Source organism: Streptomyces sp. NPDC031445 (genome assembly GCF_055581365.1).
On record NZ_JBVIJO010000006.1, the window covers coordinates 39,790 to 56,838 of the forward strand.

A 17,049-nucleotide genomic window follows, 5' to 3' on the forward strand; every position below is an offset into this window, starting at 1 on the left:
ACTGCGGATTGCGCGGGGAATCGCGGCCCCGGGCCCGCCCCGATCCCCACTGCGGCACTTTCCGCCGGGTAATTCGGAGCGGCTCTCCGACACGCGTGAATTCTGTTCGATTACCCCGATGGGCCGAACGGAAACCCCCGTTCGTGTGACACCCGCCGTCGCAGCCGATGATCTGACCGCGGCCGAAACGGGATCGCGGTGGCTGTGACAGAAGTGTGACGACAGCCGGATACGGCTCTTACCCGTCCGTGCCCGGCTTCCGTCACCGCCGGTCGCGGCCTAGCGTGGCCGTATGGCACCGATTCCCACTCCGTCAGCGGAGCCCCAGGACAGCCCGGACGGGTACGTCGGCCTCGAAGCGGCGCACGCCGAACGGCTCGCGCGGCAGCGCGGCTGGTCCACGGTGCGGTCGCTGCCACCGGGCGCGATCATCACCATGGAGTACCGGGCCGGACGGCTGAACTTCGAGGTGCGGGACGGCCGGGTGGCCCGCGCCTGGAAGGGCTGACGACCCGTTCCCTGCCCCGGTACGCCACAGGGCCCCGCTCCAGGACAGGAGCGGGGCCCTCGTCGTTGCGCGGGGCGGTGGTGCGTACCGGACCCCGTGCCGGCCCGGCCGTCAGCCGCCGGTGAGCGGCCGGGCCGGCTGGGACGTACCGCGCGGGAGGCGGTCGGCGTGCGGGGGGCGGCGGCTGCCCGCCGGGGTGACCGGGGTGCGTTCCGAACGGGCCGTGTGCGGTCCCGGCGCGAGGTGCGCCAGGCCCCGCGAGGACCGGGTGGAGGCCACCGGCTCGCGGGCCGGCACCGGCTGCTCGGCCGGCAGGCCGCGCGGCTTGAGCGGCACCGGCGCGACCGGCACGGCCGGTTCGGGCGCGGGCAGGCCGCGGCGGGCACGCCAGCGGTCGCGCAGGTCGAAGAGGCCCAGCTCGGCCTTGGCGATCAGCGGCTCGAACCAGGGCAGGGCGAGCAGGATCAGCAGACCGGCGGCCCAGCCCAGCAGCACGTCGCTCAGCCAGTGCGTACCGAGGTAGACGGTGGTGAGGCCGACGCCGAGCGAGGTGACCGCGGAGAGGGCCGACAGCCAGCGGCGCGCCGTCGGGGTGGAGGCCAGATACGCCAGGATTCCCCAGGTCACCACCGCGTTGGCGGTGTGGCCGCTGGGGAATATATCGCCGCCCAGGCCCATCTCGTTCGAGCCGATCACGGTCGCGTAGTGCGGACCGAGCCGCCCCATGCCGAGCTTGGCGGCGCCGACCGTGATGTTCAGCAGGAGCAGTGAGGTGGCCAGGGTGAGCAGCGGGCGCAGGGTGTGCTGCCGCCAGGAGCGCCAGCCGAGCCAGGCCGCGACCATCACGGCGGTCGGGCCGCGCTGGCCCAGCACCACGTAGTAGTCGAGGAACGCGTGGATCTCGGGCCACTGCTGGTACGGCCGGAAGAACATGACCTGCCAGTCCAGCCGGACCAGCCAGGAGGTCGTCACCACGGCCCACACGATCGCCAGGTAGAAAGCCAGGGTCGCGGAGAACAGAACGACCCGGTGCCGGCTCATCCTCGGCACATCGATGTGGGCCGGTCGTTCCGGCTCACGGTCCAGTCTGGCGAACACCCGGTCCAGACGCCGGGTGAGGTTTCGTTCGGTACGCACCCAATCGACGTTACAGCGAGTGAGCGGTGTTCCCGGTCGAAACAGCGTCTTTGTGATGACGATGTGATGTGGGAAACCTCTCAAGGGCGGTCCGAATTCTCGGGATTCCGCAATCCTGTGAGTCCGATCGGGCCAATTCCTTTGATCATGCCGGGTGTTGTTTATATGGCGCTTATGAATGTGTTAACCCGGTCCTGGCACGCAATTCTCCGGGACGTCATCGGACGGCCCGGCCGGTCACGGGGGGCCGGAGCCGTTCAGCCAGAAGGCCCCGTAGACCGCCGCCGCGACCGCCAACCCCGCCGTGAGCAGGGCCGATCGGGACGTACGCGGCCGGGCCAGGGCGCGGGCGAGCGGCAGCAGCAGCGGGAAGGCGGGCATCAGCAGCCGCGGCTTGGAGCCGAAGTAGCTCGAAGCGCACAGGGCGAGGGCGAGCACGACGCCCGTGTAGACCAGCAGTTCGACCGGCTGGCGCGCGCGGACCCCGGTGACGTACAGCCAGATCAGCAGGGCCACCCCGGCGATCAGGCCGAGACCGGCGAGAGCGGACGGAACTGACGTGAACTTGTCGGCCACGAAGCGGGCGAAGGCGTAGCCGCCGTCGAACCCGTTGCGCCATCCGGCCTGCACGTCCAGATAGCCGAAGGGGCCCTTGCCGGTGCGGTGGCCGACCCAGAGGACGTAGCCGGCGGCCCCGAGCGGAGCGAGCAGCATGCCGAGCGCACGCCGCCGGCCGGGGGCGTACGGGACGACGGACGCGCCGGATCCGTGCGCGGGCGCGTGTCCGTCGTCGCGTGCGCCCGGCGCGTGCCGCGTGTCGCGCTCTCGCCCGAAAGAGACCGACGCGTCGCCCTCCCCTTCGACCGAGACCGACGTGTCGCGCTCTCGCCCGAAAGAGACCGCGCCCGCCACCCACACGGCGGCGACGACCGCCGCCCCCACCGGCCGGGTCAGGCCGGCCAGGGCCGCCAGCGTGCCCGCGCCCACCCAGCGCCCGGTCAGCAGCGCGTACAGCGACCAGGCCGCCAGCGCCGTGAACAGCGACTCGCTGTACGCCATCGACTGCACGATCCCGACCGGCAGCACCGCCCACAGCAGCACCGCGCACACCCCGGCCCGACGGCCGTACACCCGGTCCGCGACCGCGAAGATCCCGGCCGCGGCGGCGAGCGAGGCCACCAGGCTCACCACGAACCCGGCCCCCGCGTACGACAGCGGGGTGACCGCGTGCAGCAGCCGCTCCAGCCAGGGCAGCAGCGGGAAGAACGCGAGGCTGGAGTGGACGTCCCCGTTCGGCAGCCGCACCGCGTAGCCGTACCCCAGCTCGGCGACCCGCGTGTACCAGAGCGAGTCCCAGCGCGCGGTCAGCAAGGTGAACGCGCTCTTGCCGCGCGCGGCGCTCCAGACCGCCAGCACCACGAGACCCAGCGCGCGGACCGCCGCGTAGCCCAGGAGGGCCGGAGCGGCCCGGCGCAGGAGGGGGGCGCGGGTCGGAGCCAGGCGCGTCGCGAGATCGGTCACGGGCTCGATTATCGACCGCGCGCCCCACCGGACCTCTCGCCGGGGTCGGGGTCAAGAGGGGCTGACGTGGCGTACGCCACACGGGTTCCCTCCGGTGGGTGAGAGGTCCGCCACGTGACCGCGCTGCGGACTCGCGTACTGTGACGAGTCACCCGCGTGGGTTCGCGCGGGCCGGAGACACCGCTCTCTCCGGCCGTACGACAGGGGGTCCCCGCCCCGTCGGTCCGCCCCGCACGAGGGAGCATCTGGGAGGTACGTACATGTCCGGGACGACCACGGCTGCCGCACGGCCGCGCCGTCGGGCGCCCGGGGCAGGTGCCAACCGCTGGGTCGTCCTCGTCGTGCTCTGCGTCAGCCTGCTGCTCGTCGCGCTCGACGCGACCGTGCTGCACGTGGCGGTCCCCGCCGTCACCGAGGACCTCAAGCCCGGCGCCATCGAACTGCTCTGGATCGTCGACGTCTATCCGCTGGTCTGCGCCTCGCTGCTGATCCTCTTCGGCACCCTAGGCGACCGGGTCGGCCGCAGACGCGTCCTGCTGCTCGGCTACGCCCTGTTCGGGGTCGCCTCCGCCGTGGCCGCGTTCGCGCCGACCGCCGAGACGCTCATCGCCGCCCGCGCGCTGCTCGGCGTCGGCGGCGCCATGATCATGCCGGCCACCCTGTCGATCCTGCGCCAGGTCTTCCCCGACCGGCGCGAGCGCGCCCTGGCCATCGGCGTCTGGAGCGCGGTCGCCGCGGTCGGCGCGGCGGTCGGACCGCTGCTCGGCGGCTTCCTGCTGGAGCACTTCTGGTGGGGCGCGGTCTTCCTGGTCAACATCCCGCTGATGCTGGTGAGCCTGCCGGTGGGCCGGGTGCTGCTGCCGGAGTCCCGGGGCGACGGCGAGGGTCCCTGGGACGTGACCGGCGCGCTGATGGCGGCGGCCGGACTGTTCGGCGTGGTCTTCGGCGTGAAGCGGCTCGGCGGCGAGGCGGTCGCGAGCCCCCTCACCGTGCTGCCGCTGCTGACCGGCGCCGCTCTCCTCGTCCTCTTCGTACGGCGCCAGCGGCGGCTCGCGCATCCGCTGGTGGACCTGCGCATGTTCCGCCGGCCCGCGTTCAGCACCTCGGTGGGCTGCATCGTGCTGGCCATGCTCGCGCTGGTCGGCCTGGAGCTGATCGCCGCCCAGTACCTGCAACTGGTGCTCGGCCTGTCCCCGCTGCGGACCGGCCTGCGACTGCTGCCCCTCACGCTCGCCGCGATGGCGGCCGGCCTCGCGGGCGCGCGCATGCTGCGCCGCTTCGGCCCGCGCCGCATGGTGTGCTTCGGCTTCTGCCTGACGGCCGCGGCGGTGCTGACGCTGACGGGCATGGGCGGCACCGACGACCCGACGCTGCTGCTGGCCGGTTTCGTGCTGCTGGGCTTCGGCCTGGAGACCACGCTCTTCGGGGCCTACGAGTCGATGCTGAGCGAGGCCCCGGCCGACCAGGCCGGCGGCGCGGCGGCGATCGGCGAGACGTCGTACCAGCTCGGGGCCGGTATCGGCATCGCGCTGCTGGGCAGTGTGATGAACGCGGCCTACGCGCCGGGGCTGCGGTCGGTGCCGGGCGTGCCCCGGCCCGCCTCGGCCGCGGCAGGCCACTCGCTCGCCGAGGCGTACGAGGTCGCCGGACGGCTCGGCGGCACGGCCGGGGCCGCGCTGCGCCGCACCGCGCGGGACTCCTTCGTGCACGGGCTGCACATGACGCTGCTGGTGAGCGCCGGTCTGCTGCTGCTGGGCGCGGTGATGGCGCTGCGGCTGCCGTGGGTCATGCAGTGCGGCGAGGAACAGGCGGGCGTCGAAGCGGCGGGCGGCGAGCGCGCGCTGCCGTCGCCGCGCGAGGCCGAGGCGGCGGCCGGGAAGCCGCGGGTCAGCGCCTGACCTCCTCTGGACGTGCGGGACACTGCACCGTAACGTCGGCCGGAGAGCCGTAACTAGCGTTGCTAGTTTTGCCGACGTCCCGTGTGGCGTCCCGTGTTCCGGAGGGTGTTCCATGTCCGCGTCCGCGAAGCTGCCCCCGTTCGATGCCGCCGACCCGCTCGGGATCGACGACCTGCTGGAGCCGGAGGACCTGGCCGTCCGGGACACCGTCCGCACCTGGGCGGCCGACCGTGTGCTGCCGTACGTCGCCGACTGGTACGAGAAGGGCGAACTGCCCGGCATCCGGGACCTCGCCCGGGAACTCGGCTCGATCGGCGCCCTCGGCATGTCCCTCACCGGCTACGGCTGCGCCGGCGCGAGCGCTGTCCAGTACGGCCTGGCCTGCCTCGAACTGGAGGCCGCCGACTCGGGCATCCGGTCGCTGGTCTCCGTGCAGGGCTCCCTCGCGATGTACGCCATCCACCGGTTCGGCAGCGAGGAGCAGAAGCTCCAGTGGCTGCCGCGCATGGCGGCCGGCGAGGTGATCGGCTGCTTCGGGCTGACCGAACCCGACCACGGCTCCGACCCGGCCTCGATGCGCACCCGCGCCAAGCGGGACGGCGAGGACTGGGTGCTCGACGGCCGCAAGATGTGGATCACCAACGGTTCGGTCGCCGGGGTGGCCGTCGTCTGGGCGCAGACCGAGGAGGGCATCCGCGGCTTCGTCGTCCCCACCGACAGCCCCGGCTTCTCGGCACCGGAGATCAAGCACAAGTGGTCCCTGCGCGCCTCCGTCACCAGCGAGCTCGTCCTGGACGACGTACGGCTGCCCGCCACGGCCGTGCTGCCGGAGGTCACCGGGCTGCGCGGGCCGCTCAGCTGTCTGTCGCACGCCCGCTACGGCATCGTCTGGGGCGCGATGGGCGCCGCCCGCAGCAGCTTCGAGGCGGCCCTCGACTACGCACGGTCACGGGAGCAGTTCGGGCGGCCCATCGGCGGCTTCCAGCTCACCCAGGCCAAGCTCGCCGACATGGCCGTGGAACTGCACAAGGGGATTCTGCTTGCCCACCATCTGGGGCGGCGGATGGACGCCGGCCGCCTGCGTCCGGAGCAGGTCAGCTTCGGCAAGCTCAACAACGTCCGCGAGGCCATCGAGATCTGCCGTACGGCGCGGACGATCCTCGGTGCCAACGGGATCTCCCTGGAGTACCCGGTGATGCGGCACGCGACCAATCTGGAGTCGGTGCTCACTTACGAGGGCACCGTCGAGATGCACCAGCTCGTGCTGGGCAAGGCGCTCACCGGGCTCGACGCCTTCCGGTGAGCACCGGGGCGGGGGCGGGGCCGGTGCGGCGGCCCCGCCTCAGCTCTGGTTGAAGAAGCCGTCCGAGCGGTGGGCGGACGCCTCGCCGCTGATGATCTCGGTGTCGGCCGGGGTGAGCAGGAACACCCGGTTCGAGACGCGGTCGATCGAGCCGCGCAGGCCGAAGATGAGCCCCGCCGCGAAGTCCACGACGCGCTTGGCGTCGCCGGGCTCCATGTTGGTGAGGTTCATGATGACCGGGACGCCGTCCCGGAACAGCTCGCCGATGGCGCGGGCGTCCCGGAAGCTGTCCGGGGTCACCGTGCCGATCCGGCGGCCCTTGTCCTCGGCCGTGTCCGTGGCCACCTTCACCCGCGGGTCGGTGACCCAGGCGTCCCCGGACTCGGTGCCCTCGGAGTAGTCGTCGTCGTAGTAGCGCTCGTCATCGTTGTCGTCGACGAGGCCGAGCCACGCACTCGCCTTGCGTACCGATCCCATGGACGCCTCCTCTCACAGCGGTCTCTCTTGCTTTCCGCATCCCTATGGTCATCCATGATGCGGACGCCTCGCCAAGTGGATAGACGCCGCGCGGGGGGTTTGTGACGGTACTGGTGCACAGCGGATCCGTCGAGAGTCCTTGTGCCCCAAGGGGCGAGACTCATACGGCTGCTGACTGAGAGTGAAATATGATTGTCTGCGGCGGACGGGTGATGCACGGTGCGTACGGGTGAACCCCAACGTCGTATCACAGTACGGGGGATGTTGTGTTCGGAATCGTCAGGCCCTGCCCGCACCGGCTCGGTGAGCGGCCCAGGGCCGACTGGACGGCGCACTTGTGCGGGCTGTGCCTGGCCCTGCGCCGCGACCACGGCCAGTTCGCGCGGATCGTGACGAATTACGACGGGCTCCTCATATCGGTCCTGACGGAAGCTCAGACGGGCCCGCTGAGCGGCACCCGCCGCACGGCCGGACCGTGCGCGCTGCGCGGCATGCGGACCGCGTCCGTCACCCAGGGTGAAGGCGCCCGGCTCGCCGCCGCCGTCTCCCTCGTCCTCGCCTCCGCGAAGGTGCGCGACCATGTCGCCGACCGGGACGGGCTGCTGGCCCGCGCGCCGGTCGCCGCCGCCGCGCGCCGGATCGCGGCGAACTGGGGCCGGGCCGGGGAGCGCGGCGGGACGGCGGTCGGCTTCGACACCGGCGTCCTCGTCGACGCCGTCGACCGGCAGCCCGGCGTCGAGGCCCTCGCCGGTCCCGGCACTCCGGTCCTCACGGTCACCGAGCCGACCGAGACCGCGACCGCCGCGGCCTTCGCGCACACCGCGCTGCTGGCCGGGCGGCCGGAGAACGCGGGACCCCTGGCCGAGGCCGGGCGTCTCTTCGGCCGGCTCGCCCACCTGCTGGACGCGGTGGAGGACCGGGAGGCCGACGCCCTGTCGGGTGCCTGGAACCCGCTCACCGCCACCGGCACGCCCCTCACCGAGGCGCGCCGGCTCGCCGACGACGCCTTGCACGGCATCCGGCTCGCCCTCCGGGAGACCGGGTTCCATGACGGCCGGCTCGTCCACCTCCTCCTCGTCCACGAACTGCGCCGCTCGGTGGACCGCGCCTTCGGGGTGGAACCGGGGTGCGCGGCCGGGCGGCACGGGGGGCCGCGGGGGTCCTACGACGCGGGGACGCGGCCGGGGCCGTACGGAGCCGGAGTGCCGCGTCAGCCGTACGGCGCCGGCGCCCCCGTCCCGGGCAATCCGTACGCCGGCGGCGGTTCTCCCAGCGGGGGCGGCGGCTTCGGAGGGGGCGGCGGTTTCGGGGGCGGCTTCGGTCCGCCGCCCGAGCCGGTCAAGGGCCGACGCGGTTTCTGGGCGGGCTGCGGGATGTTCTTCGCGCTGTGCTGCACGTGCAGGATGTGCTGCGCGGAGGAATACGAGGGGCCGTGGTCCCGGAAGAAGCGGGAGGGCTGCTGCCGGGACTGCGACTGTCCTTGCGACGGCTGTGACGGCTGCGACTGCTGCTGCCCTTGCGACGGTTGCTGAGCCCAGTGCCGTCATGAAATGCCTGACGCCCCGCCGGAACTGCTCCGGCGGGGCGTCAGGCATTTGACGCCTGTTCCCTCGTCAGGTCTCTCTCAGCGCTCTTGCGAGCTGACTTTCCGGATCCCACCCCTCTGGCTTCGCCCGGGGATCCGACCAGGTGTAACCGCGCGCAGCCCATCGAGCGCGAGCCCTGAAGACGCCGGCGTCGGTGGCATCCTCGTAGCCGAACTCCGCACCACAGCACGCGCAGATCTCAAAGGTGGGGGAATCGCCGTCCTCTCCCCACGGAGGCGCATCCTGGACCAGGCCGCACACGAAGCAGGAGGTTCCCGTCCGGCTACTGCGCATCGAAGTAGTCCTGATTCGTCGCGTAGCCGTGAACCCGCGGATCCGGCTTGTAGTACGTCCGAATGCTTCCATCGGGTGTCATGATGCCGAAATCCTCGGTGACTCGGTTGTACCGGACTATGTCGCCATTCGCCCGGACTTTGGTCTGGATCCAGGGGTCCTGGCTTCTCATGAATCGCTGGGCTTCCTCCACGTACTGCTTGGCGTTCTGGAGATGGGGATAGTCACCCTTGTGCTTCTTCCAGTGCCCCAGGGCGTTCTGCATCGGGCCCTTGGTCGCTGTCCCCGTCCAGCACGAGGAGTTGTGAACAAGAACCGGAGTGGAGCCCGCCAGCACATAGTACGTGTGGACGTTCTCGACCGTGAGGTTGTACGTGCGGGCGTGCGTCGTGAACGGGCGGTTGGCGGTGATGACGACCGTGTGGCCGTCGTCGGTGCGCAGGGTCATGCCCGGCTTGAGGTCGCCGGCCTGGACCCAGTCGTGTCGTGACGGGGACCAGAAGGGGTGTTCGTGGGTCGCCGTCAGTTTCTCGATGCCGTCCTCGGTCGCGACGGACAGCTCGTTGAAGTGCTTGTCGGTGTCGGTGGCGATGCGGCGGGTCACCCGTTGCGCGGTCGTCTCGCCGGTCTGCGGATCGGTGGTGAGGACCCTGTCGCCGACCTTGACGTCCTCGATGTCCTTGGTCGTCTTGCCGTCGCCCATCAGGACGTCCGTGCCGGCGAGGAAGCAGTTGCACCCCTTGGTGAGTTTGGCGACCCACTCCTCGGCGGCCTTGGCGCCCTTCTTCAGCACGGAGTCGGGCACCAGCTTCATCGCCTTGCCCCACGGCAGGTCCGTGCCGGCGATGAGGCAGCTGGAGACGCCCGAACCCGACAGGCAGTCCTTCCACGCCTTGGGGTCGGGCAGGAAGGTCGAGGCGAGCGCCTTGATGACCGTCACCTGGACGCTGATGTCCAGGGGCTTGAACACGATCTTCTTGCCGAGCGGGGGCAGGTCGCTGCCCGTCTTGACGACGCTGTGCAGCTCCCCCTGTCCGTTGTAGACGTAGTGGGAGTACTCGTAGTGGTACGACCAGGTGCCGTCACCGTTCGGGGACATCCAGTCCCGGTAGCTGTCGTCGCCGCTGCCGCAACCGTATTCACAATCCGTGATGGGCCTCAGCCCGTCGGGGTCGCTGTAGGTGACGGGGTTGTTGAGGGAGTACGAGTAGGCGTTGAGGTACTGCGGGTCGTACGGCGAGTTCAGCGGGTCGGGGCTGAGGAACCGGCCCAGTTTCGGGTCGTACATGCGGGCGCCCAGGATCGACAGGCCCGTCGCGTCGTCCTCGGTCTTGCCGAGGAAGCCCCGGTCCGAGCCGGACGGCAGGGCGGTGCCGCCGTTCTGGGCGCCGAAGGGCAGGTAGCGCCGGCGCTGCGCGGCGCCCGTGCCCGCGTCGATGGTCAGCTGGGTCGACGCCTGGGTGTCGGACATGATCCAGCTGAGCTTGCTGCTGGTCTTGTCCACCGCGGTGCGCATCGCCACGGTCGTCGTGCCGTCGCTGTAGTAGCGGGTGGCCTCCGCGGTGGCGCCGGGTGCCTTGTGGACCTCCTGGCCCGTGAGGTACAGGACGGTCTCGTCGGTGGACCTCCGCTCCAGGAGGTCACCGGAGGCGGCGTAGACGTAACCGGTGGTGGCGGCGCCGGAGGCGGACGTCACCTGGTGCAGCTCGTTCCAGACGAGGGTCGTCTGCTTCCCGCCGACGGTGCGGCTCTTCAGCCGGCCGTCGTCGTCGTAGTCGTAGAGGTCGGTGCCCGTCGGGGTCTTCACCGAGGTCACGGCGTGCGGGTGGGCGGCGCCGGCGGTGTAGGCCGACTGGTCGGCGGAGTAGCCGGGGTAGACGTAGTCGTTGACCTGGGCGCCGGTGGCGGTGGTGTTGGTGACCTTCTGGAGGTTGCCGATGCCGTCGTAGGTGTAGTCGAGCTGGTAGGGGTCCTTGCCGGTGGCCAGGTCGGGGGAGAAGGGGCCGGCGCAGCCGGTGCCCGCCCCGGTGGTCCAGGCACGGCTGAGGCGGTTCAGCTCGTCATACGTGTAGCACTGGTGCTGCCCGGTGTTCCTGTCGGCCAGGTCGGTGGTCTGGCCGGCGTTGTCGTAGAGGTAGTCGTCGTTCTGGACGGTGCCCTTCGTGCTGCTGGTGGTGGTGATGTTCTTCAGCCAGCCGGTGCCGTCGGCGTCGTCGTAGGTGTACGACCGGCTGGCCGTGGTGCCGGTCGTGGCCGTGGTGCCGTAGGTGCGGTCGCTCAGCCGGCCCACGCGGTCGAAGCCGGTGGAGTCGACGTAGACCGTGTTGTTCAGGTCGCTGGTGACCTTCTCCGGGTTGCCGAAGCCGTCGTACTGCGTGGTGACGGTCTCCTGCGGCAGGTCGCCGACGGCCGGGTAGGTGACGCTGGTCTGCTGGCCCAGCGCGTTGTAGCCGGACTTCGTGACGTAGGTGTTCTCGAAGCCCGCTCCGTCGGCCGGGACGGTCGTCTGCGTCTCGGTGGCGTTGCCGTCGGCGTCGTAGGTGTCGACCTTGTCGGTGTAGGCGTAACCGCCCGCGTACGACGTCGAGGTGGCCGGCCTGCCGATGCCGCCGGTGGCCGTGTCGTAGGTGGTGCGGGTCAGCACCTTGGTGCCGTTCTGCACGGTCAGCGGACGGCCGAGGTGGTCGTAGGTGTAGGTCAGGACCGTGCCGCCCGCGTCCTTGACGGTTTCGACGTTTCCGTTGTCGTCGTAGGTGATGGCACCCGTGCCGTTGAGGTCCGCGTCGGGGTCCTTGCCGCCGGTGCGTTCGCCGAGCCAGTCGTAGGTGTAGGTGGTGAGGTTCCCCTTGGAGTCGGTGATCTTGGAGAGCTGGCCGCTGCGGTCGTACTCGTAGTACGTCGTGTACGTGGACGGACCGAACTCGACGACCTTGCTCACCTGCCCGAACACGTCGGTGTAGGTGTTGGTGCGCTCTCCGGTGGGAGGCATCGTGGTGGTGTAGTCACCGTGGTAGTTGGTGATCGTCTGGCCCTGGGCCTGCGGATCGCCGTTCGCCATGATCCGGGACTCGGTGGTGCGGCCGGCGTAGTCGACGACCAGGTCGGTGTAGGACGGCAGCGTGTCCACGGTGGGCAGGACCATGCCCGAGCCGGCGGCGCCGGAGTTGTAGAACGGGGCACTGGTGCCGGTGACGTTGCCCGAGGTGTCGTACCGGGTCGAGATCACGGTGCGTCCGGTGCCGGTGGCCGCCGGGACCTGGGTCTCACGGGCACGGCCGAGGCCGTCCAGGTAGTCGTAGCTGGTCAGGACCTTCCCGGCGGACTGAAGCGTGGTCGTGGTGACCTTGGGCGGGACGGTGGAGACCAGGTCCGGGACGCCCTCGCTGTTGTCCGAGGTCGTGAGGTCGTAGCGGTAGGCGATCGAGGGCGTGCCGTCGGGGTAGGCGGAGATCTGCGAGGGCTTGAACACCTTCGAGACGCGGCCCACGGAGTCCAGGACGATGCGCGTGGTCTGGTTGTTCGGGTCCTGGATGCGGTAGGGCACCCCCCACAGGCGTGAGTACCAGGTCGTGGTGGTCTGCGGTGCGGCCGGGCCGTCGCTGCCGTCGGGGTCGGGCGTGGTCACCTTGACGCCGTCGACCGGCCACGAGGTGTTCGGCTGGTACGTCGTCGTGGTGGTGTTCTGCTTGCCGTCGGTCGTGGAGGTCTGCCGGCCGGCCTGGTCGAACTTGGCGGTCGTCGTGCGGTAGTGCGTGGCGTCCGTGTAGGCGCGCACGGTGGTGGGGTGCCCGTCGGTCGGCTTGTCGGCGTCGACCGAGGTCGCGTCGTCGTACAGGGTGACGGCGTAGGCGTCCTGGTTGGCCGAGGACCTGGCCGCGCAGTCGGCGGCGTAGTGCCTAGTCTCGTCGGGCAGCACCATCCAGCGCTGGACCTGCGAGCCGGGGAAGTAGTCGGTGTTGTAGGCGCGGCCGTAGGTGGTGCACCGGTTGTCGTCGGTGCCGGACAGGCCCCAGTCGTTGGTGCGCATCGGCAGGCCGTACTTGGTGCTGGCCGGCTCGGCGTCGTCGTACTCGTTCTTGACGGTGTGCTCGCGCCAGCCGCTGGAGGTCAGCTCGTCCGTGGTGGTCTGGGAGTCGCGGACGAAGCGGGCGTCGGGCAGGCCGTCGTACTGCGCTGTGTCGTGGACCCAGTAGGTGTGCCAGACCCGCTTGTGGGACTGGCCGGAACCGTCGCGGTTGCTCGACTCCAGCACCTTGCCGCTGAGCCAGGGCGAGTCGGTCACCGCCGGGCGGCCGCTGTCACCGTCGTCCACGGTCACGCTGCGCGTCTTGGACGGGTCGTCCTTGTCCGTGCGGTCGCCGTCCATGCCGCGGTACAGCCAGTAGTAGGTGGAGGCGGCGTTGGACTTGGTGCCGGTGTGGACCTCGACCTGCTGGTAGCCGCGCCAGTCGGTCCAGGACTCGTCCTTGTCCTTGGTCAGCGGGTCGTTGGGGAACGCCCACGCGGGCTTGCCGACGTAGTCGTACGTCGTCGTCATCACCGGGTCGCCGTCGTTGCCCGAGCCCGATCCCGGGCCGGGGTCGACACTGACCTTGGCGACGACGTACTTCTTGAACCAGCCCGTCTTCTCGTCCGTGGCGCCCTCGGGCACCCAGCGCTGCTTGAAGCAGGCCTGGGTGTTGTTCGACTCGCTGGGCGGGTTGTTGATGTCGCAGGCGTCCTGCGCGTCGTAGTCGCGGTAGGTGACGTTGACGAACGAGCCGAGGTCCTGGTGGATCTGGGTGACCCGGCGGAAGTTCAGCACACCGCTGCCGAGCTGGTTGTCCCGCCACTCACCGTTGATGTTGATGGTGGGCAGGGTGATGTCGGTGCCGTCGCCGTAGCCCTTGCGCTGGATGTAGTCCAGCCACAGGGTGTTGTCGATGGTGCCTTCGGGGTTGGGCAGCCCGTACTTCATCTGGTACTGCATCGCCGGGTCCCACGCGGAGCTGTCGTCGTCGCGCACGTAGGTCTTGACGTCCCACAGCATCTTCGTGGCGAAGAACGTCGGCGAGTACGTCTCACCCTTGATCGTCTTGCAGCCGTCGTCGGCACTCGTGCCGTCGCACATCAGGTCCGTCGGCACGTCCGGATAGGAGTCCGGGTGATCGGAGATGCCGGGACAGTCCGCCGGCTCGCTCGCCAGCGGATCCTTGTCCGCCATCCGCTCCACACAGCGCCCCACATAGCGCAGGTCCACCTTCGCGGGCAGCTGCGCGCCCGGAATCTGGGAGGCCCAGCCGTACTCGACACGCACCGGGTAGGCGGCGGAGTCGTACGCGCGTGCCTGGTCGGCGAGGAGCACCGAACGGTAGTGGTTCTGCTCCTTGTCGTAGAAGTAGGCGGTCTCCACCTCGTCGGCGTCCACGACCCGGTCCAGACCCCAGCGGTAGGCCTGCGTGGTGACGCCGACACCGCCGTTGTAGCCGGGCTCACCCGGGTTGTTGCCGAAGACGGGCACGGTCAGCACCGAGTCCGTCGCGGCGTCGGTGCGCTCGGAACGGCCCCAGCCGAAGTAGTAGCGCATGCCGTCCTGGGTGGAGATCACCCAGTACTCGTCGTCCGACCCGTGGCCACCGGTCAGGTGCTGCACACGCCAGCCCGGGTCGTCCTGCACATGGTAGGAACCGGTGCCGTTGTCGTCCTGGACCAAGGTGGAGCTGACGCCGTTGAAGTTGATGACGTAGACGGCCCCGTCCGGCTCCTTGGCGGAGTTGGGCGAGTCCCAGCACAGGTCGCCGACCCAGCCGGTGCCCGTGCCGTCGTCCTGGCAGCCCCGGTAGCGGCGCTCGATGAAACCGATGCCGCTCAGGTCCCAGCCGAGGCCGGTCCAGTTCGCCTGGGTGTTCTGCGCGGAGGTGAGGGCGTCCACCGACTGCGAGTTGTACGACAGCGCGAGCGAGGGCGCCTGGCCGGCGGGCGGCTTGGGCACGTCGAGGGGCAGGCTGTACGAGAAGGCGCCCGAACCGGTCGAGACGTTCCAGGAACCGGACGGCTTCAGCGAGGACGCCCGGTAGTCACCGGCGTCGGAGGACGACGTCGACGCCAGCGCGTACACGGTCGCGCCCGAGGCCGTGGCGGCGCTCAGTGCCGAGGACGAGAGCGCGGACTTCGCGGTCCGGTCCGGCTGGATCACGGAGATGGACGGCTTGGGGTCGCCGTCGGCCTGGACGGTCGCGGTGATGGTGCCCTTGGCCAGGTCGTTGTGGACCGGCACGGGCCGCGGTTCGGCCGTCGAGCAGCCCTTCGCCTCCGGTGTCGTCAGCGCGCAGGCGGGCAGGGCGACCAGGCGCAGCCGGGCGGCGAAGTTGCCGCCGTAGGCGTACCTGAACGTGGAGTAGTCGAAGGTGACGTTCACCGGGCCGGGCGTGCCGCGGCCGTCGCGCCGGGTGAGCTGGACGCCCATGCCGATGCCGTTCGTCCGCTTCAGCCCGGTCCGGTCCAGGACCTTGACGTCTACGTCCGTGGGGGCGGGCACCGCGATGGCCGACCGCTGCCTGGCCACGGCCGCCGCGGGAGCCGGTCCCACCCGCACGGCGGCCGTGTCCGGGGCGTCGCCTGCCGGTGTCACCGGCAGGGTCTTGCCCGGCTTCAGACCCGACAGGGCCAGCCGGGCGTGCGCCGCCTTGGGCCACACCGGCCGGACCGGCTTGGTCTGGGTCGGCTCCGCGCCGTCACGCGGCACACCCCCGGCCGCCCGCGCGGGCACGTCGACCGGCTGCTTGCGCCCGGCCGCGGTCGCCTTGGCCGCACCCGCGGCCTGGGCCGCCGGCGCGGCGAGCAACGACGCCGCCAGCGCCATGGCCAACGCCCAGGAGGCGCCTCTTGCTTGTCTGTGCGCGCGTCGCACGGACCATCCCCAACCCGAAGAAGGCCGGGACACCGTCCCGGCACGTGTGCAAAGCAAAGGCCGCGTGGCATCGGGCTGTCGATGAGGTGAAAGCCGCATGAGGCCAGGCCAACGCTGCACGTTAAGCAGGGCTCGGCGCCAGCGAACAGCCCCTCAAAACGGACCGATGAGCCGCAACCATCTCTTCACGTCACGTTTACAGTTGTGTTCTCGATCACGTTTGCTCTCGTGGTCCTGGCGGGTCCTCCGAGCTGGGCAAACGAGGCTGGCGCGAGCCTGGACGGCATGGTTCAATCCTGCGTCGCACACATCGTGCACACATCAAGGCCCCGGTCGCGGGCCGACGCAACGTCCCGGAGATCACATGAAGCGCGAGCCGTCCAGCGGTCCGACCCGGCGCCAGATACTGCGCGGTGCAGGCGGGTTGACGGCAGCGGCCGTCGTCGGAGCCGTCGCCCTCGACCAGGCCGGCACCGCCTCCGCGGCCGTCAGCACCTCCAAGCGCTTCGACCTCACCGACGCATCCGACGAATGGTTCCGCGAGATCCCGCTCAACGAGACCCGCATCCTGCAGTCGTTCGCGTTCGACAACACCAACAAGCACCTCTACACCGCCCAGTTGATCCAGGGCGGCCGCATCCTGCCCGGCGAGACACAGGCCTCCAGCGGCACCGACCGGGCCAAGAACGGCGACCTGTGCATCACCCGCCTGGACTGGCAGGGCTACATCATCGGCCGCATGTACCTCAAAGGCTTCGGACACGGCGTCTCCATCGGAGTCGAACCCTCCGGCAACAGCGCCTACCTGTGGACCGAGTGCGACTCCGTACCCGACAGCGAGAACAACGGCTACGGCACGAAGATCGCCCGCTTCAAGTTCGCCAACGGCACCGTCCTGCAGCCCGACTCCGCACAGGTCACCCGCTACACCCCCGTCCCCGGCTCCGACCACAACACCGTCGCCATCGACCCCGTCACCAACCGCATCGCCCACCGCCACCGCCTCAACGGCACCTGGAAGTACAGCCTGTACGACCTGGCCGCCTTCAAGGCCGGCACCTTCACCCCGCTGGCCACCATCACCCAGCCCGCCGTGCTCACCGGCCCCACCTTCCAGGGCTACACCAGCATGGGCCAGTACCTCTACACCATCGACGGCACCGCCTACACCTACGACGCGACCGACGGCCACCGCACCAGCGACAGCAACACCTACGTCACCTCCATCGACTGGAACACCGGCACCGTCTACGAACGCCGCCTCAGCAAGGCCGGCGAAAGCCTCTACTACCGCGAGCCCGAAGGACTGGCCGTCCAGATCCCCGACACCAGCACCCCCACCGCCGCCCGCCTGCACCTCGGCTTCGGCTCCGAGGAATCCGACACCCAGACCGACAAGAAGGCCAGCTTCTACTACAAGGACCTCCTCGTCTGAC

The 17,049-nt window shown here is 70.5% G+C and carries 9 protein-coding genes; 5 read left to right on the plus strand and 4 right to left on the minus strand.

Annotation, left to right across the window (positions count from 1 at the left end):
* Positions 1–292: 292 nt before the first annotated feature.
* Complete coding sequence (locus ACZ5DC_RS17505) at positions 293–508, plus strand: I78 family peptidase inhibitor (RefSeq protein ID WP_366750651.1); 216 nt, start codon at positions 293–295, stop codon at positions 506–508.
* Positions 509–619: 111 nt separating this feature from the next.
* Here the strand turns inward: ACZ5DC_RS17505 and ACZ5DC_RS17510 are convergent, their stop codons facing one another.
* Positions 620–1,645, minus strand: a complete 1,026-nt coding sequence (locus tag ACZ5DC_RS17510; RefSeq protein WP_366750652.1) for a phosphatase PAP2 family protein — start codon at positions 1,643–1,645, stop codon at positions 620–622.
* Between the two features lie 237 nt (positions 1,646–1,882).
* Positions 1,883–3,166 (minus strand): glycosyltransferase family 39 protein, encoded by a 1,284-nt coding sequence (locus ACZ5DC_RS17515; protein WP_468653623.1) that lies wholly within the window; start codon positions 3,164–3,166, stop codon positions 1,883–1,885.
* 260 nt (positions 3,167–3,426) lie between these two features.
* Here ACZ5DC_RS17515 and ACZ5DC_RS17520 point away from each other — a divergent pair, with 260 nt between their 5' ends.
* Together ACZ5DC_RS17520 and ACZ5DC_RS17525 are read left to right on the plus strand one after the other, a co-directional pair.
* Positions 3,427–5,064 (plus strand): MFS transporter, encoded by a 1,638-nt coding sequence (locus ACZ5DC_RS17520; RefSeq protein ID WP_468653625.1) that lies wholly within the window; start codon positions 3,427–3,429, stop codon positions 5,062–5,064.
* Positions 5,065–5,176: 112 nt separating this feature from the next.
* Complete coding sequence (locus tag ACZ5DC_RS17525) at positions 5,177–6,367, plus strand: acyl-CoA dehydrogenase family protein (RefSeq protein WP_468653627.1); 1,191 nt, start codon at positions 5,177–5,179, stop codon at positions 6,365–6,367.
* Between the two features lie 39 nt (positions 6,368–6,406).
* Here ACZ5DC_RS17525 and ACZ5DC_RS17530 read toward each other — a convergent pair whose 3' ends face one another.
* Positions 6,407–6,844: a cell division protein SepF gene (locus ACZ5DC_RS17530; RefSeq protein WP_103812297.1), complete on the minus strand. Its 438-nt coding sequence runs from the start codon at positions 6,842–6,844 to the stop codon at positions 6,407–6,409.
* A gap of 266 nt (positions 6,845–7,110) precedes the next feature.
* Here ACZ5DC_RS17530 and ACZ5DC_RS17535 point away from each other — a divergent pair, with 266 nt between their 5' ends.
* The gene (locus ACZ5DC_RS17535; protein ID WP_468653629.1) at positions 7,111–8,376 is read left to right on the plus strand and encodes a DUF5685 family protein; all 1,266 of its coding nucleotides are present in this window, start codon (positions 7,111–7,113) and stop codon (positions 8,374–8,376) included.
* Between the two features lie 337 nt (positions 8,377–8,713).
* Here ACZ5DC_RS17535 and ACZ5DC_RS17540 read toward each other — a convergent pair whose 3' ends face one another.
* The gene (locus ACZ5DC_RS17540) at positions 8,714–15,565 is read right to left on the minus strand and encodes a polymorphic toxin-type HINT domain-containing protein (RefSeq protein WP_468654179.1); all 6,852 of its coding nucleotides are present in this window, start codon (positions 15,563–15,565) and stop codon (positions 8,714–8,716) included.
* Positions 15,566–15,977: 412 nt separating this feature from the next.
* On the opposite strand from ACZ5DC_RS17540, the gene ACZ5DC_RS17545 reads away from it, so the two are divergent.
* Positions 15,978–17,048: a phage baseplate protein gene (locus ACZ5DC_RS17545; RefSeq protein ID WP_468653631.1), complete on the plus strand. Its 1,071-nt coding sequence runs from the start codon at positions 15,978–15,980 to the stop codon at positions 17,046–17,048.
* The last annotated feature ends 1 nt before the right edge of the window (position 17,049 follow it).